Annotated in this window: 17 protein-coding genes and 1 riboswitch; of the genes, 8 read left to right on the forward strand and 9 right to left on the reverse strand. The window is 69.8% G+C overall.

Annotated elements, in window-relative coordinates; genetic code table 11:
* The first annotated feature begins 624 nt into the window (after positions 1-624).
* From ACFSCV_RS11415 to pyrC, 5 genes are all read left to right on the forward strand, one after another.
* Entirely contained in the window at positions 625-1,065 is a 441-nt protein-coding gene (locus ACFSCV_RS11415) for a hypothetical protein (RefSeq protein ID WP_378799707.1), read from the forward strand.
* Between the two features lie 187 nt (positions 1,066-1,252).
* The gene (locus tag ACFSCV_RS11420; RefSeq protein WP_378799708.1) at positions 1,253-1,945 is read left to right on the forward strand and encodes a 50S ribosomal protein L25/general stress protein Ctc; all 693 of its coding nucleotides are present in this window, start codon (positions 1,253-1,255) and stop codon (positions 1,943-1,945) included.
* A gap of 27 nt (positions 1,946-1,972) precedes the next feature.
* Entirely contained in the window at positions 1,973-2,584 is a 612-nt protein-coding gene (gene pth / locus ACFSCV_RS11425) for an aminoacyl-tRNA hydrolase (RefSeq protein WP_378799709.1), read from the forward strand.
* Between the two features lie 57 nt (positions 2,585-2,641).
* Positions 2,642-3,739, forward strand: a complete 1,098-nt coding sequence (ychF, locus tag ACFSCV_RS11430; protein ID WP_378799710.1) for a redox-regulated ATPase YchF — start codon at positions 2,642-2,644, stop codon at positions 3,737-3,739.
* Positions 3,740-3,753: 14 nt separating this feature from the next.
* Positions 3,754-4,830 carry a dihydroorotase gene (gene pyrC, locus ACFSCV_RS11435; protein WP_378799711.1) on the forward strand — a complete coding sequence of 359 codons (1,077 nt, stop codon included), beginning with the start codon at positions 3,754-3,756 and terminating at the stop codon, positions 4,828-4,830.
* A gap of 33 nt (positions 4,831-4,863) precedes the next feature.
* On the opposite strand, the gene ACFSCV_RS11440 is transcribed toward pyrC, so the two are convergent.
* Positions 4,864-7,251: a transketolase gene (locus tag ACFSCV_RS11440; RefSeq protein WP_378799712.1), complete on the reverse strand. Its 2,388-nt coding sequence runs from the start codon at positions 7,249-7,251 to the stop codon at positions 4,864-4,866.
* Between the two features lie 157 nt (positions 7,252-7,408).
* Here ACFSCV_RS11440 and ACFSCV_RS11445 point away from each other — a divergent pair, with 157 nt between their 5' ends.
* Both ACFSCV_RS11445 and ACFSCV_RS11450 read left to right on the forward strand, forming a co-directional pair.
* A complete protein-coding gene (locus tag ACFSCV_RS11445; RefSeq protein WP_378799713.1) occupies positions 7,409-7,906 on the forward strand; it encodes an MmcB family DNA repair protein in 498 nt (165 codons plus the stop codon).
* A gap of 178 nt (positions 7,907-8,084) precedes the next feature.
* Positions 8,085-8,363 (forward strand): hypothetical protein, encoded by a 279-nt coding sequence (locus tag ACFSCV_RS11450; RefSeq protein ID WP_378799714.1) that lies wholly within the window; start codon positions 8,085-8,087, stop codon positions 8,361-8,363.
* Between the two features lie 67 nt (positions 8,364-8,430).
* Here ACFSCV_RS11450 and ACFSCV_RS11455 read toward each other — a convergent pair whose 3' ends face one another.
* From ACFSCV_RS11455 to ACFSCV_RS11470, 4 genes are all read right to left on the reverse strand, one after another.
* Positions 8,431-9,165, reverse strand: a complete 735-nt coding sequence (locus tag ACFSCV_RS11455) for a rhomboid family intramembrane serine protease (RefSeq protein ID WP_378799715.1) — start codon at positions 9,163-9,165, stop codon at positions 8,431-8,433.
* 117 nt (positions 9,166-9,282) lie between these two features.
* Positions 9,283-9,846, reverse strand: coding sequence for a cob(I)yrinic acid a,c-diamide adenosyltransferase (locus tag ACFSCV_RS11460; protein WP_378799716.1), 564 nt, complete (start codon positions 9,844-9,846; stop codon positions 9,283-9,285).
* Positions 9,847-9,850: 4 nt separating this feature from the next.
* Positions 9,851-10,045 carry a twin transmembrane helix small protein gene (locus ACFSCV_RS11465; protein ID WP_378799717.1) on the reverse strand — a complete coding sequence of 65 codons (195 nt, stop codon included), beginning with the start codon at positions 10,043-10,045 and terminating at the stop codon, positions 9,851-9,853.
* An 11-nt stretch (positions 10,046-10,056) separates the two neighbouring features.
* Positions 10,057-10,572, reverse strand: coding sequence for a TspO/MBR family protein (locus ACFSCV_RS11470; protein ID WP_378799718.1), 516 nt, complete (start codon positions 10,570-10,572; stop codon positions 10,057-10,059).
* Between the two features lie 275 nt (positions 10,573-10,847).
* Here ACFSCV_RS11470 and ACFSCV_RS11475 point away from each other — a divergent pair, with 275 nt between their 5' ends.
* The gene (locus tag ACFSCV_RS11475) at positions 10,848-11,993 is read left to right on the forward strand and encodes a serine/threonine-protein kinase (protein WP_378799719.1); all 1,146 of its coding nucleotides are present in this window, start codon (positions 10,848-10,850) and stop codon (positions 11,991-11,993) included.
* A gap of 36 nt (positions 11,994-12,029) precedes the next feature.
* Here the strand turns inward: ACFSCV_RS11475 and sbmA are convergent, their stop codons facing one another.
* The 4 genes from sbmA to ACFSCV_RS11495 form a co-directional block, all read right to left on the reverse strand.
* Positions 12,030-13,298: a peptide antibiotic transporter SbmA gene (sbmA, locus tag ACFSCV_RS11480; protein WP_378799720.1), complete on the reverse strand. Its 1,269-nt coding sequence runs from the start codon at positions 13,296-13,298 to the stop codon at positions 12,030-12,032.
* Positions 13,299-13,518: 220 nt separating this feature from the next.
* Positions 13,519-14,436: a homoserine O-succinyltransferase gene (locus tag ACFSCV_RS11485; protein WP_378799721.1), complete on the reverse strand. Its 918-nt coding sequence runs from the start codon at positions 14,434-14,436 to the stop codon at positions 13,519-13,521.
* Between the two features lie 43 nt (positions 14,437-14,479).
* Positions 14,480-14,592, reverse strand: a riboswitch (SAM-I-IV-variant riboswitch).
* 135 nt (positions 14,593-14,727) lie between these two features.
* A complete protein-coding gene (locus tag ACFSCV_RS11490; protein ID WP_378799722.1) occupies positions 14,728-16,410 on the reverse strand; it encodes an acyl-CoA dehydrogenase family protein in 1,683 nt (560 codons plus the stop codon).
* A 39-nt stretch (positions 16,411-16,449) separates the two neighbouring features.
* A complete protein-coding gene (locus ACFSCV_RS11495; RefSeq protein WP_378799723.1) occupies positions 16,450-17,403 on the reverse strand; it encodes a DMT family transporter in 954 nt (317 codons plus the stop codon).
* Positions 17,404-17,487 lie beyond the last annotated feature (84 nt).

Consider the following 17,487-nt stretch of genomic DNA (forward strand, 5'->3'; position numbering starts at 1 on the left):
CGGGGCTCCGAAATGACTCGGCCCATATCAAGCCCTGCGTACTGGTCTATAGGATTTTTTTCTTGACACGCGCCTAAAATCCCGTCACGCTTCCCTCACCTTCTCCCATCAGGAGGCGTGGCCGGAACCGGTCGTCCGCGTGGGGGGAGGGCGGCGCCTGCGCCGTGGGCCTTTCCGGCGGCCCGCGTCCCGGGACGTCGGTCGCAGCGCAGGTTGTCGGACGCCGGGGTTCGCCCCGGTCTTGTCCGAACCTCGCGAAAAGCCGCCCGCCCTGCATTATGACGGGGCCGCGCCTAGACAGAGGCGCCTTAAGGCGGACGGACGCTTCGGAGCTTTTCGGAGTTCCCCGCGTTCGCCGCCGGAGAGCAGGCATGCGACCGTCGCGAAAACGCCGTGCGGGGGCGCCGGGCGACCGGTTTTCCGAAGACTACGGATGAACGGTGGCCCGGCGCCCCTGTCTCCTGAGATGTCCGCGTTCACGCGTTCCGAGAAAAAACGCCTTGCGACGCCGCGGAGATGGTCCGCCGGCGCGCTGAGGCGCGACTGTTTGAACGGTGAAACACGCCGTCATGCCCCATCACGCGCTTACCCCTGTCCGCGCGGCCCGCAGGAGGGCTCAAGTCGATGGCTTACGAGGTTGGCCCCATACCCCACTTCCGGCCGGCGCCGTTCGGCCTCGCCCGGGGCCCTAAGCGCGTCGTGCCGGCGCCAGCGCCCGCGGACGAGGCCGTCGCGATCGCGGAGGCGAACGGCATGGGGCCGGAATTCGCGGCGGCGATCGCGGCGGAGTCCCCGCCCGCACCGGCGCCGCAGGTCCCGGCCGGGCCGCAGCCGCGGCGGCGGCTTCCGGGCGGGCGCGAGGCGCGGGGGTTGCGCCAAAACCTGTCGGACGCGCTGGGCCTGTGGCGGGGCTGCGGGCTGAAGCCGTGCCGGCGGGCCAGGACCTGCGTCGGCGTGCGCGGCGGGGCCTGCCTCGCGGACCGGACCCCGGAGCTGGAGGAGAGGTTGGCGGCGTTCCGGCAGGCGCTGGCGCGCGCGCCGCGCTCCGATGACGACGACGCGTGAACGCGCGGGTCGCCGGCGGCGGCCGGAACGACAGCCCTCGGATCGCGGGCTCTCGGATTGCGGCCTCGGATTGCTCTTGGCGGCGGTTTCTGCTAGTCGCCTGGGCGCGCGGCGTCCCACACCCCTGGAGGGGTTCGCCGCGGAAGGCCGTCCGTATCGGGCGGCCGTTTCATTTGGAGAATCCGAGATGTCCGCGACCAAGCCGCTGAAGGCCGAGTTGCGCGAGAAGGCCGGTAAGGGGGCCGCCCGCGCGCTTCGCCGTGAAGGCAAGATTCCCGCCGTGATCTACGGCGACAAGAAGGCGCCCGTGAGCATTTCGCTCAACGGGCACGAACTGTTCAAGCTGCTGCACGCCGGCGGCTTCAAGACCACGGTGTTCGAGATCGACACCGGCAAGGGCAGAGAGCGCGCGATCCCGCGCGACTACCAGCGCGACGTGGTGTCCGACACCCTGCTGCATGTGGACTTCTTCCGCGTCACCGCCTCCTCGGTGGTCGACGTCGAGGTTCCGGTGCACTTCCTCAACGAGGACGAGGCCCCCGGCCTGAAGCGCGGCGGCGTGCTCAACGTCGTGCTGCACACCGTGCACGTGAAGGCGGGCGTCGACGACATCCCGTCCGCGATCGAGATCGACCTCAAGGGCCTTGAGATCGGCGACATCGTGCACGCCAGCGCGGTGAAGCTGCCGAAGGGCGTCGAGTTCTCGGCCGAAAACCTCGACGAGCTGACGATCGCGACCATCGCCGCGCCGACCGTCGTCGCCGAGGAGCAGGCTGAGGAGCAGGCCGAGATCGAGGCCGAGAAGGCCGCCGAGGACGCCGGCGAGACGCCGGACGCCGAGGGCGAGGCCGCCGCGGACGAGACGAAGTCCGAGGACTGATCTCGGACGAGCGGGAGCGACCGGACCATGCTGCTCCTGGTCGGCCTCGGCAATCCGGGGCCGAAATACGAGAAGAACCGGCACAATATCGGCTTCATGGCCGTCGACCGGATCGCGTCCCGCCACGGCTTCGGCCCGTGGCGGGCGCGTTTCCAGGGCGACGCCGCGGAAGGCGCGATCGGCGGCGTCAAGGCGCTGCTGCTGAAGCCGCGCACCTATATGAACGAGAGCGGCCGCTCGGTCGCCGAAGCCGCGCGGTTCTTCAAGATCCCCGTCTCCGACATCGTGGCGCTGCACGACGAGCTCGACCTCGCGCCGGGCAAGCTGCGGGTGAAGACCGGCGGCGGGAACGCCGGCCACAACGGCCTTCGGTCCATCACCGCCCATATGGGCAACGACTACCGACGCGCGCGCCTCGGCATCGGCCATCCCGGCGACAAGGCGCTGGTGCATTCTTACGTGCTGAACGACTTCGCCAAGTCCGAGACGCCCTGGGTCGACGCGCTGACCGAAGCCGTCGCCGACGCGGCCGAGCTGCTGGCGAAGGGTGAGGACGCGAGCTTCCAGAACAAGGTGCACCTGCGCATGGAGGCCGCTGGCTTCGGCGAGGTCGCGAAGGTCGGCGGGGCTCGCGGCTAGCTCCTCCGGCGTGCTAGACAGCCGGCCACATCACGAACCGACGAGCGATCCGATCCCATGGGCTTCAAATGCGGCATCGTCGGCCTGCCGAACGTCGGCAAGTCGACCCTCTTCAACGCGCTGACGCAGACCGCCGCCGCCCAGGCCGCAAATTACCCGTTCTGCACCATCGAGCCCAACGTGGGCGAGGTCGCGGTGCCCGATCCGCGGCTCGACGCGCTGGCCGCGATCGCGGGCTCGAAGGAGATCATTCCGACGCGGCTGACCTTCGTGGACATCGCAGGGCTGGTGCGCGGCGCCTCCAAGGGCGAGGGCCTCGGCAACCAGTTCCTCGCCCATATCCGCGAGGTCGACGCCATCGCCTATGTGCTGCGCTGCTTCGAGGACGACGACATCACCCATGTGGAGGGCCGGATCGATCCGCTCTCGGACGCGGACACGGTCGAGACCGAGCTGATGATCGCCGACCTCGAAAGCCTCGAGAAGCGGGTGGTCGGGCTCGAGAAGCGCGCGCGCGGAAACGACAAGGAGGCGAAGGAGCAGCTCGAGCTCGTCAACCGCGTGCTGCCGCTGCTGCGCGACGGCAAGCCGGCGCGCCTCGCCAAGATCTCCGAGGACGAGCGGCCGGCCTTCGACGCGCTGAACCTGCTGACCTCGAAGCCCGTGCTCTACGTGGCGAACGTGGACGAGGGCTCGGCGGTCGACGGCAACGCCTACTCGGCTAAGGTCGAGGAGCGGGCGAAGGCGGAAGGCGCGGTCTCCGTCGTCATCTCCGCGCGGATCGAGAGCGAGATCGCCGTGCTCGCCGAAGAGGAGCGCGCCGAGTATCTCGACGCGCTCGGCCTGCATGAGGCCGGGCTCGACCGTCTGATCAACGCCGGCTACCAGTTGCTCGGACTCGTCACCTATTTCACGGTCGGCCCGAAGGAGACCCGCGCCTGGACGATCGAGCGCGGCACCAAGGCGCCCCAGGCCGCGGGCGTGATCCATTCGGATTTCGAGAAGGGCTTCATACGCTCCGAGACCATCGCCTATGACGACTACGTCGCGCTGAAGGGAGAGGCGGGCGCGAAGGACGCCGGCAAGATGCGGCTCGAAGGCAAGGACTACGTCGTGGCCGACGGCGACGTGCTGCACTTCCGCTTCGCGAACTGACGGGAGGTCGCGCGATGGGCATGACCGAGCTGTTCGACGACGCCGCGCCGAAGGACGTCCCCGCGGTCACCATCCGCAGGCCTGACGACTGGCACATCCACCTGCGCGACGGCGCCATGCTGAGGGCGGTCGCGCCCTTCACCGCGGCGCAATTCGCGCGCGGGATCATCATGCCGAACCTCGTGCCGCCGGTGACGACGGTCGCCGCGGCCGCGGCCTATCGCGAGCGCATCCTCGCCGCCATGCCGACCGGCGCCGGCTTCACGCCGCTGATGACCTGCTACCTCACCGACGCGACCGACCCCGACGAGATCGAGAAAGGCTTCGCCGAAAAGGTCTGGGTCGCGGCCAAGCTCTATCCCGCCGGCGCCACCACGAACTCCCATGGCGGCGTCCGCGACCTCGTCGCGCTGGCGCCGGTGCTGGAGCGGATGGAGCGCATCGGCATGCCGGTGCTGATCCACGGCGAAAGCACCGACCCGAGCGTCGACATCTTCGACCGCGAGGCCGTGTTCATGGAGCAGAGCCTGCTGCCGCTGCTGAAGCGGCATGAGGGGCTCAAGGTCACGATCGAGCACGTCACCACCGCCGAGACGGTCGAAATCGTCCGCGCCCACGCGCCGCGCGTCGCCGGCACCGTCACCCCGCATCACCTCGTGCTGAACCGCACCTCGCTGTTCCAGGGGGGCTTGCGGCCGCACTACTATTGTCTTCCGGTCGCCAAGCGCGAACGGCATCGGCTGGCGCTGCGCGCGGCGGTGACCTCCGGCGACGCCTGCTTCTTCATCGGCACCGACACCGCGCCGCACCTCCGAAACGCCAAGGAGGCCGCCTGCGGCTGCGCCGGCGTCTTCGTGGGCGCGACCGCGCTGCAGACCTACGCCCAGGTGTTCGACGAGGAGAACGCGCTCGACCGGTTCGAGGCCTTCGCCTCGCTCAACGGCGCCGCGTTCCATGGGCTCGCGCCGAACGCCGGGACGATCACGCTGGTGCGCCGGCCCGGTCGGGCGCTCGCGGCGGTGCCGGTGGAGGACGACGAGGTCGTCGTGTTCCGCGGCGAAGAGCCCCTGCCCTGGTCGATCGCCGGCTGAGGCTTTACGCGGGCCGCGCGGCCCGCGCTCGAGTCACCCCAGCGCCGTGAGATGGCGGATCGGCCGGCCGGGCGCGAGTCCCTCGGCGGCGCGCACGACGCCCTGGGCGTCGATGCCGAAATGCCGGTAGAGGTCGGCGATCGTGCCGGTCTGGCCGAAATGCTCGACGCCGAGCGCGCGGACGCGATGGCCGCAGACCGAGCCAAGCCAGCCGAGCGTCGCCGGATGGCCGTCGATCACGGTCACGATCGCGCAGTGCCGGGGCAGCCGCCCCAGCAGCCGCTCGACCAGCGACGAGGCGTGGGCGACGCCGCGTTCCCGGGCCCGGTGCGCCGCGGTCCAGCCCGCCATCAGCCGGTCGGCGGAGGTGACGGCGAGCAGGCCGACGTCGCGGCGGTCGCCGGCGATCAGCCCCACGGCCTCGATCGCCTCCTTCGCGACCGCGCCCTGATAGGCGATCACCACCTCGCAGTTCGGCCCCGGCTCGCGCCACCAGTAGGCGCCGTCGACGATCTCGCCCGCGAGCTCCGGCGTCATCGCGCGCTGCGGCTGCTCAAGCATGCGGGTGGAGAGCCGGAGGTACACCGAGCCGCCGGTCTCCTCGCGCTCCCAGTCCGCGACGCCGGACTTGCCGTCGCGCTGCACGTAGTCGAAGGCGAAGGCGAGGATCGCGGCGAGTTCGTCGGCGTAGGCCGGCTCGAAGCTCGCCAGCCCGTCCTGCGCGAGGCCGATCAGCGGCGTCGCGATCGATTGGTGGGCGCCGCCCTCCGGCGCCAGCGTCACGCCGGAAGGCGTCGCCGCCAGGATGAAGCGGGCGTCCTGGTAGCAGGCGTAGATCAGCGCATCGAGGCCGCGGGCGATGAAGGGGTCGTAGAGCGTGCCCACCGGGATCAGCCGCTCGCCGAACAGCGAATGCGACAGCCCCATCGCGCCGAGCGCGAGGAACAGGTTCATCTCGGCGATGCCGAGCTCGAGATGCTGCCCCTTCGGCCCGAACTCCCATTTCTGCGCCGAGGCGATCCGCTCCTCGCGGAACAGATCCTTTATGCTCTCGCGCGCGAAAAGGCCCCGCCGGTTCACCCACGGCCCGAGATTGGTGGATACGGTGACGTCGGGCGAGGTGGTGACGATGCGGTCGGCGAGCGCCGTCTGGCCCTTCGCCAGACCGTCGAGCAGACGGCCGAAGGCGGCCTGGGTCGAGGTCTCGGCCGGAATGTCGGCTTCGAGCCGTTCGGGCGCCGGCAGCTTCGCGCCAGCGTAGCGACGGCGGCCCCTCGCCACGAAGGGAACCGCCTTCAGGAAGGCCTCCAGCTCCTCCGGCGGAGTCGAAAGCCCTTCGAAGCGGTCCCACTCGTGGCCCTCGCGGACGTTCGACGCGCGACGGAAAGCCTCCATCTGCGCCGGCGTCATCAGCCCGGCATGGTTGTCCTTGTGGCCCGCGAGCGGCAGGCCGTGGCCCTTGATCGTGTATGCGAGGAAGCAGACCGGGCGGTCGTGGTCGATCCGCTCGAAGGCGTCCAGGAGCGTCGGCAGGTCGTGGCCGGCGAGGTTCGTCATCAGCGCGGCGAGTTCGTCGTCCGAGCGGCGCTCGATCAGCTTCGTGACCGCGCCCTGATCGCCGATCTCGTCGAGCAGGCGCTTGCGCCAGGCGGCACCGCCCTGAAACGACAGCGCCGAGAACAGCTGGTTCGGGCAGCGGTCGATCCAGTCCCGCAGCCTTTCGCCGCCCGGCTCCCGGAAAGCGTCCTCGAGCAGCCGGCCGTACTTCAGCACGACGACGTCCCAGCCGAGACCCGCGAACAGCGCCGAGATGCGCTCGTAGAGCCCCTCGCGCACGACGGCGTCGAGGCTCTGCCGGTTGTAGTCGATGATCCACCAGCAGTTCCGCAGGCCGTGCTTCCAGCCCTCCAGCAGGCACTCAAACACGTTGCCTTCGTCCAGCTCCGCGTCGCCGACGAGCGCGATCATCCGGCCTTCCGGCCGCTCCGTCCCGAGGCCTTTGGCGCGCAGGTAGTCCTGGGTGAGCGAGGCGAAGACGGTGGCCGCCGCGCCGAGGCCAACGGAGCCGGTGGAGAGGTCGACGTCGTCCACGTCCTTGGTCCGCGAGGGATAGGACTGCGCGCCGCCGAAGGCGCGGAACGCCTCCAGCTTCTCGCGGGTCTGGTTCCCGAACAGGTATTGGATCGCGTGGAACACCGGGCTCGCATGCGGTTTCACCGCCACCCGATCCTCGGGCCGCAACGCCGCGAAGTAGAGCGCCGTCATGATGGTCGCGAGCGACGCCGAGGATGCCTGGTGGCCGCCGACCTTCAGCCCGTCCGAGGGACGCAGATGGTTCGCGTTGTGGATCGTCCATGTGGCGAGCCAGAGCGCCTTGCGCTCGAGTTCGGCGAGGATCGACGTCCGGCGGTCGTTGGACATGGGGGGCGGGCTCCGGCGCGTGTGGCCAGCGCATACTAGCGCTTTCGGCGCCCGCGTCATCTCGCCTCACGCCGCGCGTCCTCCCAGGCCCCCGCCCCGCGCCGAAAAGGTTCTTGCAATGCCGCCGCGTCGTGCCACTATAGAACGTATGGAGAACATGCACTCCCTCCCCGACTCGGATGCGGGTTTTGACGACATCGCGCCAGCGATCCGGATCTCGCTTTCCGGCGTTGCGGCGACGATCGCCCGGGGCGTCTGCCGGCATCTCCGGGACGCCGGTTACGGCTGTCTGCTGGAGACGCCGCTGCGGTCGGGTCGGAGAGCGGACGTGATGGCGGTCGGCCGTGCGGGCGAGATCGTGATCGTGGAGATCAAGTCGGGCCCGCAGGACTTTCGCACCGACCGCAAATGGCCGGAGTACCGCGCCTTTTGCGACCGGCTTTATTTTGCGGTCGACCGCGGTTTTCCGCAGGAGATGATCCCGGCGGACGTCGGGCTGATCGCGGCGGACGGCTACGGCGCCGCGGTGTTGCGCGAGGCGCCGGTCCACAGTCTGAGCGGGGCGCGGCGCAAGGCCGTGACGATCCGGTTCGCCCGGCTTGCTGCGGCGCGACTGCAGGCGGCGGCGGATCCGCCGAGCATCGCGACGCTGTGATCTGTTCGAATTCTTTGGCTCAACTTCGCCGCAATCGCGTCTCATTTCGGCGCGGTCTGGCCGGCAAGCTTGCTTCAAGGTCCTGATTCGCAGGCTTTTTCAAAGCCTCCGATGATTTTCGAAAGCGACCGAAGGGCTCGGTCGACCGCCGACCAGCCACTGTTCATGAGTCTTTGCGATGTCGAACGATGATGTGAATGCAGTCGTGCTTCGCCTCGCCCGCACGCTCCAGCGCTGCGGCGAAGATCCGCGTGTGGTTTTTGCGGCGCTGATCGGCGCCGCGGCGACGATCGCCGCCGATCTGGGCGAGGAGGTCAGCACGCCGGCCGACCTGCGCCGGGCGATCGACGCCGTCGTGGAATCCGGTCACCTCGAAGGCTTTCGGGACGACGACGCTCCCGGCGCCGCGGCCCTGAACGCCGTCGTGGTGCCGTTCCGGCCGGCGAAGGTGGCCTGATCGGCCGAACGAACGGCCCTTTCCGCCAACACGTTTTTATGACGGGCCAGGGACAAGCGCCGGCCCGTCAGATCGGACCTTCCGAAGGCGCGGACCGCGCCTCGACCCGAGCGACGAGATCGCGGTCGAACAGCGGCACTTCCGGCCGCTTCAGCGCGACGACGAGCACGGCGCCGGTCAGAAAGCCGCCCACATGCGCCCACCAGGCGACCTGTTCGCTTCCGGACAGCAGGGCGTTGCCGGCCTGGAACACCGCCCAGGCGCCGATGATCCAGAACGCGCGCAGCCGCAGCGGCAGCCGGTAGAACACCAGCACCCAGACCTTCACCTGCGGATGCAGCATGACATAGGCCGCGACCACGCCGGCCACGACGCCTGAGGCCCCCACCAGCGGAGCGTCGACATTGGCCGCGGTCACGGCGTGCGCGATCCCACCCCCGACGCCGCACAGCAGCATGAACAGCGCGTAGCGGACATGGCCGAGATCGTCCTCGACGTTGTCGCCGAACACCCAGAGGAACAACAGGTTTCCGATCAGATGCAGCCAGCCGCCATGCAGGAACAACGACGACCCGAGGGTCGTCCAGGCCGGCGCGATCTCGAAGCCGGCCGGCAGCACCGCGTCGCCGAACAGCACGCTCGGAATAAGCCCGAAGGACAGCACCGCCTGCTGGTTGGCGTCGATCACCAGGCCGGACTGGAACACGACGTAAATCAGCGTCGAGACGATGATGAAGCCGTCATTGACATAGGCGTGCCGAATGCTTCGGACCGGGGCGTCGTCCATGATGGGGACGAACATGAGCGTCTCGACCGTGGCTGGAGCGCGGACGCCGCCGCGCCGTCCGCAGCGTGGAAGTATGGACGAGGGGTCGCTCCCCGCAAGCGCGGGCGGTCCCACGGTCGGCCGATTGCGCCGTCAGCGTGTCTTTCCGGGCGCCCAGAGCACGTCGCCCTGTGCGAGATTCGCCACACGCGCCGCGACGAACAGATAGTCCGACAGCCGGTTGACGTAGGCGAGCGCCGGCCTGGACACAACCTCGCGTTCCGCCAGCGCCGTCATCAGGCGCTCCGCACGCCGGGCGACGGTGCGCGCGAGATGAAGGTGGGCGGAGAGCGGCGCGCCGGCCGGCAGCACGAAGGATTTCAGCGGCGCGAGCGCGGCGTTGGCTGCGTCTATGTCGGTCTCCAGCCGCTCGACCTGGCTCTGGACGATCCGCAGCGGCTCGTAGCCGAGGTCTTCGCCCGTGTCCGGCGTGGCGAGGTCGGCCCCGAGATCGAACAGCTCGTTCTGGATGCGCGACAGAACCGCGTCGAGCTCCGGCGCGGCGTGAAGGCGGGCGAGGCCGATCACGGCGTTGGTTTCGTCGACGGCTCCGTAGGCTTCGACGCGCAGGTCGTGCTTGGGGCGGCGCCCGCCGGACGCGAGCCCCGTGGTGCCGTCGTCGCCGGTGCGGGTGTAGATCTTGTTCAGCTTCACCACGGCTTCACGACCCCATAACCCAGACGGTGATCATGATGACGACGATCGCCACGAACTGCAGGCCCACGCGCCAGCGCATCAGCTGCTGGGAGCGGTTGGCGCTGCCGCCGCGCGCCATGTTGACGAGGCCGAGGATCAACGCGACCGCCACCGCGCCGATGGCGAGCGGCACCGCGTAAACGGACAGAAAGTCGGACATCGGGTTTCCCGTCACGAGTTGAGGGCGAGAATCGCGGCGTTCAACGCAGCCGCGAAGCCGACCCAGGCGAGATAGGGCCACAGCAGCGCCGCCGCGAGCCGGTCGACGCGGCGGAAGCGCGCGATCGTCCAGGCGATCGCCAGCAGCAGCGCGCCGATGACCGCGAGGCCGAGCGCCGGGCTTTGCGCCGCGAAGAAAGCGAAGGACCACGCCACGTTGAGAACGTATTGCGCGCCGTAGGCGACCAGCGCGCGGCGCCGATCCGGTCCGGCGGCGGCGGTCGCGACGCGCCAGAGCGCGACCGCCATCAGCGCGTAGAGGATCGTCCAGGCGATCGGAAAGGCCGCGTTCGGCGGGTTGAACGGCGGCTTCGCCAGCCCGGCGTACCACGGCAGGTTCGGTGTCGTGGCGGCGGAGCCCAGCAGGGAGGCGGCAAGGCTCAGCGCGAGCGCCGCCGCGAGGATCAGGAGCGAAGGGAGCGAGGTCCTGCCCGGCCCCGTCCCAGCGGGGCGAGCGCTGTCGATCATGTCGAGGACATAGCGCGCATCCGGCCGCCGCGCGAGGCCGACGGAGGTCGCGGGGGAGCATCGCCGTTGAAACGCGGCGCGAAATTCTCTAAGAGGCCACGTCCTGACATCCACGCCGCATAGGGAGGCGAGCAGATGCGTTTTGATCATCGCCTGCCCCTGAGGCTCAAGGGCCTCTGAGGCCCAGACCGTCGGCGACCCCGCCGGCAGCCTTTCGTCCCATCGTCGGTCGACCGCAGCCGAAGCCACGCTCCGGCGCGTCAGGATGTTCCGCAATGTTCGCCCTGCTTTCGCGCGCCATCGCCCGGCGCGCGCCCCGTCCTGCCGCGCCGTCGCCGACGGATCGCGCGTTGGCGCGCTTCCCCGGCGCGCGTGGCGCCTCCGTACGCAGGCTCGCCCGGCGTTCGCCGCGGCTGGCGGATCTCGCCTTGAGCTACCCCGGCCTGCTCGCGCTGCTCGCCGCGCCCGGCCGCCGGTTCGACGCCGAATCGGCGATCGCGCTCGTCGAGCGGGGCGCGTCGCTGCGGTTCGTCGCCGCCTCAGTCGGAGCGCCGATGTGGGCGCGCCGCCTGCCGCCGGAAGCTTTCGCTGCGGCCGACGTCAGCGGTCTGCCCGACAGCCCCGCGTTTCGCCGGCGGATCGCCAACGCCCTGCCGGCGTCGCCCTGGCGGGCAGACCGCTGGCTCCGGCTCATCGCAGAGGCGGCACGCTGCGGCGACGACACGTTCACGGTCTGGGTGGCCCGCAAGTCGCAGGCGTTGACGGCGAAACACGACGCCGCGCCCGTTCGCCTGCTCGCTCTTCATGCCTTCTTCTCCAGCCGCGCCGACACGGAGGCGGGCGGGCTTGTCGAGTCCCGCTGGACGCCGCGCGCGCAGGCGAAGGCCGCGCTCGAACAGGCCATCGCATGGCGCAGCTCGATCGATCTCCACCTCCATCTCGCGGACGGCGTCTTGGCGCCTCGGCTTGACGGCGGCCGCATCCTCGACCTGGAGCTGACGCCGCTCGTGACCGCGCAGGATATCTCCGAGGAAGCGGCGGCGATGCGAAACTGCCTGCGCGGCTACGGCCCCGACGTACGGCGCGGAAGCGAGGAGCTTTGGAGCCTCCGTCGCGGCGGTGTCCGGGTGGCGACGCTGAGCGTGGGTCGTCCCTATCGCCGCCCGACCGTCAGCCTGGTCGAGATCAAGGGCCCGGGCAACACCGAGGTCGCGCCCGAGATATGGATCGCCGCGGAGCGATGGCTCGCCTCGCAGGCGGACCACGCGCTCGTCCCGCCTCCGGTCAACTGGAACTGCCCCGTCATCGCGCCGGCGCGATGGCGCGCGCTGTGGCGGCCTTACTGGCTCGCGCTTGGCCGCATCCCGCACTGGCTGCCGTTGCAGCCGCCGATCCACGGCCTGGATGATCTGCGCCGGTGAAACCCGCCGTCCGTGATATGGCGGCGGGCTCGAAACTCATGCCCTCACGCCTATGGCGTCGACCTCCGCCTCGGGCGCCTCGAGGTCCTGCGCGGGCGGCGGCGCGCCATAGATCACGGCTTCGAAACCGCGAAGCCGCTTGTAGATCGACAGCAGCTCGACGATCTGCGGCCACGAGTTCACGAGATACTGGAACGACGAGCTGACCTCGCCGAAGGCGCCGGAAATCTGCTCGAACAGGCCGAGCGTCAGCCGGCCCGCGACAAGGCTTGGCGCCAGCGCAAGGTAGAGGATGACGTTGTCCACCTGCAGGTAAAGGCTGCGCGCGATGTTGAAGTACATGTAGTGGAAGTAGAGGTTGAAGTAGTTTTTCCGCACGTTGCCGAACAGGCTAGAGACCGTCGGCGGCTGCGCCCGGTCGGCGTGGTCCTCGCCATAGACCAGCTCCTTGCGCAGCGCCGCCTCCACGCGCTGGTTGCGGAACTCGAGGCCGGGCAGCTTGACGCCGACGAGCGCGAGCAGCCCGGTGCCGAAGGCCGCCCAGCAGATCGCGAAGGCGACCAGCGGATGCGGGATCGCCCCGACGATCGGCAGCTCCGACACATGGGACGACAGCGCGAGTAGCACCGGCAGGAACGCGATCAGCGTCATCACCGCCTCGATGAGGCTGACCCCGAGCGTCTCCATCTGGCTGGAGAACCGCATGGTGTCCTCCTGCACGCGCTGGGCCGCGCCTTCGACCCCGCGCAGCGTCGACCAGTGCGCCATGTAGAAGTCGTTCATCGCCGTCCGCCACCGGAAGACGTAGTGGCTGGCGAAGAACCGGAACAGCACGTAGACGACGACAGCCACCATCGCGATGCCGAGGAACTCCAGCACGCCGCCATAGATCTCGCCGATGTCGACCGGGCGGGATTTTGCGAGCGCGGCCTGGATCACGTCGAAGAACGGCCCGCGCCAGACGTTGATCGCCACGCTGACCTGAACCTGGAAGTAGGTGACGAAGATCACCAGCGCGGTGCCGAGGATCGACCAGTGCTGCCAGGGATGCGGCCTCAGCGTCATCCAGGCGCCGGCGAAGATCGCGACGGTCGCAGCGTAGTAGAGATAGAACCATAGGAACGGTCCGGAGACGAACGTCTCGGGCCCGGTCACAGGCAGGGCGTCCGGCGCCGGGTAGGCGAGACCGAGCGCCCTGCCCCAGTCCGAACCGCCGAGATACCAGACTGCGATCGCGAAGGCGCCCCAGAGCCAGGCCGAGAGAAAGAACAGTCGGACGGGGTTGGGGAAGAAGGAACGAAACATCGGCCATGCGCTCCGTGCGCGGGCGGCGCCGGACCGGGGGGCCGGGTCGTGACGCCCGCCTCGACGCCCGGATGCGATCCAGGCGTCCCATCGTCCCTGCGGGGCCTTGCGGTCGGCTGGGGCGGTCCGGCGACGAGGCGTCGCCGTGGCGACTTCGAGCCGTAGACCCGGCCGCCGGACCTCGCAAGTTACGTCCGGTTAACGCTTGGGCGGCAGGCGGTCAGGCGGCGCGCCGGCCGACCTCGCGGATGTCGTAGGGCGCGGTCTGGTAGATCGCGTTGACCCAGTTGCCGAACAGCAGGTGCGCGTGGCTGCGCCACGTGTTCGGCGGCGTGCGCGCGGGATCGTCGTCGGGAAAGTAGTTCGCGGGCAAAGGCGTGGGGCCGAGCGCCGCGTCGCGGAAATACTCCCTCGCCAGCGTCGCGGCGTCGTATTCGGCGTGGTTGAACGCGTGCAGCATCCCGCGGTCCGCGTCCTCGACGAGGCAGAGCCCGGTCTCGTCGCTCTCGGCCAGCACCGTCAGCCCTTTGGCCAGATCGGCGCGCCGCACCTCGGTCCAGCGCGAAACCGGGATGGCGAAGTCGTCCGACACGCCGTTGAGGTACGGCGAGTTCGGCGCGACGACGCGCTGCCGGTAGACGCCCGAGGCCTTGACCGGCAGCTCGTGCTTCGGCGTGCCGTGGAAATGGTGCAGCGCGGCCTGCGCGCCCCAGCAGATCGTGAGCGTCCGATGCGCGTGGCCCTGCGTCCAGTCGAAGATCCGGCGCAACTCGTCCCAGTAGCGGACCTCCGCGAACGGCATGCGCTCCACGGGCGCCCCGGTGACGATGAAGCCGTCGAAGCGCTCGTCCTCGACCTCGTCGAAGGCGCGGTAGAACGCCGACATGTGGTCCGCGGCGGCGTTGCGCGGCGCGTGGCTCGACAGACGGACGAGCGTCAGCTCCACCTGCAGGGGCGTCGCGCCGATAAGCCGGGCGATCTGGGTCTCGGCGCTGATCTTGTCGGGCATCAGGTTGAGCAGCCCGATGCGCAGCGGCCGAATGTCCTGACGGATCGCGTCGGTCTCGCGCATCACCACGACGCCTTCGGCCTCAAGCGTGCGGAAGGCGGGAAGATCGTCGGGAATCTTGATCGGCATCGCCAAACGTCCTTCTGAAGGAGAGGGACGCTGGTCCTGCGGCGTGATCCCGTTTCGTTGCCGGTCTCGGCCGCATCCTTCCCCTCGCAGGGAAGCGCCACCTTGCCCGGAACGGCAGGTTGGCGTTGGGCGTCGCCCCAACTCCTGATGCTGGACGCTATCTAGCCGGCTCGCCCCCCTTGCGCAACGGGCGCGCCGTCATGGAGAGAAGGCGCGGACGCCGTCCACGCCTTCAGAGCATGTGAAAACAGAGCATGTGAAAAGGCTCTGGATCGCTCCTGAACCGAAGGCTCAGGCGGCCTGCTCCAGCAGGCGGCGGGCGATGACCTGCGCCTGAATTTCCGCGGCGCCCTCGAAGATGTTGAGGATGCGGGCGTCGCAGAGCACGCGGGAGATCTGGTACTCGAGCGCGAAGCCGTTGCCGCCGTGGATCTGCAGCGCGTTGTCGGCCGCGGCCCAGGCGACGCGGGCGCCGAGCAGCTTGGCCATGCCGGCCTCGAGATCGCAGCGGTGATCCTTGTCCTTCTCGCGCGCGGCGAAATAGGTGATCTGCCGCGCGATCTGCACCTCGGCCGCCATCATGGCGAGCTTGTCGGCGACGCGCGGAAAGTCCGCGATCGGCCGCTTGAACTGCACGCGCTCCTCGGCGTAGCGCAGGCCGATGTCCAGCGCCGACTGCGCCACGCCGACCGCGCGGGCCGCGGTCTGGATGCGCGCGCTCTCGAAGGTCTTCATGAGCTGCTTGAAGCCTTCGCCCTCGACCGCGCCGAGCAGGTTCGCCGCCGGCACCTCGAAGCCGTCGAAGGCGATCTCGTATTCCTTCATGCCGCGATAGCCGAGCACCTCGATCTCGCCGCCGGACATGCCCTGTGCCGGGAACGGGTCGCCGTCGGTGCCGCGCGGCTTCTCCGCCAGCAGCATCGAGAGGCCGCGATGGCCCGGCTCGTTCGGATCGGTGCGCACGAGCAGGGTCATGAGGTCGGCCCGGACCGGATGGGTGATCCAGGTCTTCGCGCCGTTGACCTTGTAGACGTCGCCGTCGCGGCTCGCGCGCGTCTTGAGGCTCGCGAGGTCGGAGCCGGTGTTCGGCTCGGTGAACACCGCGGTCGGCAAAATGGAGCCGTCGGCGAGCTTCGGCAGGAAATGCGCCTTCTGCTCCTCGGTGCCGCCGCCCATGATCAGCTCGGCCGCGATCTCCGACCGGGTGCCGAGCGAGCCGACGCCGATATAGGCGCGGGAAAGCTCCTCGGAGACGACGCACATCGCCTCCTTGCCGAGGCCGAGCCCGCCATACTCCTCCGGAATGGTGAGGCCGAACACGCCGAGCTCGGACATCTTCTGGATGGTCTCGAGCGGGATATAGCTGTTCGCGAGATGCCAGGCGTGAGCGTAAGGCGCGACCTCGGCCTCCGCGAAACGATGCATCTCGTCGCGGAACTGCACCAGCGTCTCGTCGAGGGCCGGGTCGCCGAAGCCGTAGCGGCCGTCCGCCTTGCGCACGAGATCGGCGAGTTCGGCGCGCGCCTCGGCCGAACCGCCGTCGGCGATCAGGTCGGAGGCGGCGTCGCCCAGCAGCTCGGCCGGGCGGCCGGGCGCGAGGTAGAGGTCGGCCGCCCGGACGATCTCGCCCTGGTTCATCGGAATGCCGCCGATGATCTGCGCGACGTACTCGGCCGCGCCGACGCGCAGGATCGCCTCTTCGATCGCGCCGTACTTGCCCTCCTGGGCGAGCCGCTCGCTCCAGCTGTGAAGCTCGCGCAACGCCATGCGGTAGGTGGCGAGCCAGGCGAGGCCGTGGGTCGCGCGCTGCTCGCGGTCGAAGGTCGCGGAGTCGATCTTGCCGTTCTTCAGGACGCGCGCGCGGACCGCCTCCGACGCTTCCCTTACAAGCGCGTCGATGCCCGGGAGCACGGCGGCGAGGCGGCCCGCCGGCGTCTCGGACTCGGCGGCGACGGACTTGGCGACGGCGGTCATGCAGTGGCTCCGAAAAGGGGCGGCCAGCAGGCAGCCGCGTCAGGCTGGCCGGCGTTCGTTGTGGCCGCCATCCTCGCCTTCGGAGCCGATTGCCGCAATGCACCCTTCGGCGGACGCAGGCGTGGCGCGCGGCGCGCCGGCGGCGAGAACCACCCCGACGGCCGCCAGCGCCATGCCGCCAAGCTGAACAGGCGACAGCGTTTCTCCAAACATGAGAAACGCCTGCGCCGTCGCGGTCGGCGGCACCAGGTAGATCAGCGCGGCCATCCGCGAAACTTCGCCGCGCTTGATCATGAACAGCATCAGCATGATGGCGGCGATCGACAGCACCACCACCGACCACGCCAGCGCCGCGACCGTCTCGATCGTCCAGTCGATCCGCAGGTCCTCGAACAGCAGCGCCGCGGGCGCGGTGACCAGCAGCGCGCCGAGATACTGGACCGGGGCCAGCGTCCTCAGGTCGGCGCCGGCGAGGGCGCGCTTCTGGTGCAGCGTCGCGGCGGTGACGGCGACCATGGCGGCCACGTTGATCGCGAGCGGCCAGCCGAGCCCCGCGGCGTCTCCGGGGGCCGCGAGCTTCGGCGCGACCACCGCGGCGACGCCGGCGAAGCCGATCGCGACGCCCGCCCAGCGCTTTGCGTCCAGGCGCTCGCCAAGCAGCGGACCGGCGGCGATGGCCGTGAACAGCGGCTGCAGCGCCGCGATCAGCGCGGACACGCCGGCCGGCACGCCATGCGCCACCGCCCACCACACGCCGCCGAGATAGACGCCATGGAGCAGAACGCCGTTCAGCATCGCCGCGCCCCATGCCGCGCGGCCGCGTGGCCAGGCCGCGCCGAGCGCGAAGGCGAGCGGCGCCAGCAGCGCGATCGCGCCGACATAACGCAGCACGAGGAAGGTCAGCGGGTCGGCGTGCGGGGCCGCGAGCTTCGCGACGATCCAGCCTGTCGACCAGATCAGCACGAACAGCGGCGGCGACAGGCGAACGAGCATGCGCGTCTCCGAAGATCAGAGGCGACGTGGTCGGCCGTCACGCAGTTCGGGGCAAGCGATAATCCGTGATGACTCCATCACGGG

Source organism: Methylopila henanensis (assembly GCF_042681025.1).
Lineage (GTDB): Bacteria > Pseudomonadota > Alphaproteobacteria > Rhizobiales > Methylopilaceae > Methylopila > Methylopila henanensis.

What these genes read in the sequence shown, in the direction of transcription:
- ACFSCV_RS11475 (WP_378799719.1), top strand. Translation starts at nt 10,848, where the DNA reads ATGTTCGCCCTGCTTTCGCGCGCCATCGCCCGGCGCGCGCCCCGTCCT.
- pyrC (WP_378799711.1), top strand. Translation starts at nt 3,754, where the DNA reads ATGGGCATGACCGAGCTGTTCGACGACGCCGCGCCGAAGGACGTCCCC.
- ACFSCV_RS11440 (WP_378799712.1), bottom strand. Translation starts at nt 7,251, where the DNA reads ATGTCCAACGACCGCCGGACGTCGATCCTCGCCGAACTCGAGCGCAAG.
- ACFSCV_RS11485 (WP_378799721.1), bottom strand. Translation starts at nt 14,436, where the DNA reads ATGCCGATCAAGATTCCCGACGATCTTCCCGCCTTCCGCACGCTTGAG.
- ychF (WP_378799710.1), top strand. Translation starts at nt 2,642, where the DNA reads ATGGGCTTCAAATGCGGCATCGTCGGCCTGCCGAACGTCGGCAAGTCG.
- ACFSCV_RS11420 (WP_378799708.1), top strand. Translation starts at nt 1,253, where the DNA reads ATGTCCGCGACCAAGCCGCTGAAGGCCGAGTTGCGCGAGAAGGCCGGT.
- ACFSCV_RS11470 (WP_378799718.1), bottom strand. Translation starts at nt 10,572, where the DNA reads ATGATCGACAGCGCTCGCCCCGCTGGGACGGGGCCGGGCAGGACCTCG.
- ACFSCV_RS11450 (WP_378799714.1), top strand. Translation starts at nt 8,085, where the DNA reads ATGTCGAACGATGATGTGAATGCAGTCGTGCTTCGCCTCGCCCGCACG.
- ACFSCV_RS11415 (WP_378799707.1), top strand. Translation starts at nt 625, where the DNA reads ATGGCTTACGAGGTTGGCCCCATACCCCACTTCCGGCCGGCGCCGTTC.
- ACFSCV_RS11490 (WP_378799722.1), bottom strand. Translation starts at nt 16,410, where the DNA reads ATGACCGCCGTCGCCAAGTCCGTCGCCGCCGAGTCCGAGACGCCGGCG.
- sbmA (WP_378799720.1), bottom strand. Translation starts at nt 13,298, where the DNA reads ATGTTTCGTTCCTTCTTCCCCAACCCCGTCCGACTGTTCTTTCTCTCG.
- ACFSCV_RS11465 (WP_378799717.1), bottom strand. Translation starts at nt 10,045, where the DNA reads ATGTCCGACTTTCTGTCCGTTTACGCGGTGCCGCTCGCCATCGGCGCG.
- ACFSCV_RS11445 (WP_378799713.1), top strand. Translation starts at nt 7,409, where the DNA reads ATGCACTCCCTCCCCGACTCGGATGCGGGTTTTGACGACATCGCGCCA.
- ACFSCV_RS11495 (WP_378799723.1), bottom strand. Translation starts at nt 17,403, where the DNA reads ATGCTCGTTCGCCTGTCGCCGCCGCTGTTCGTGCTGATCTGGTCGACA.
- ACFSCV_RS11455 (WP_378799715.1), bottom strand. Translation starts at nt 9,165, where the DNA reads ATGTTCGTCCCCATCATGGACGACGCCCCGGTCCGAAGCATTCGGCAC.
- pth (WP_378799709.1), top strand. Translation starts at nt 1,973, where the DNA reads ATGCTGCTCCTGGTCGGCCTCGGCAATCCGGGGCCGAAATACGAGAAG.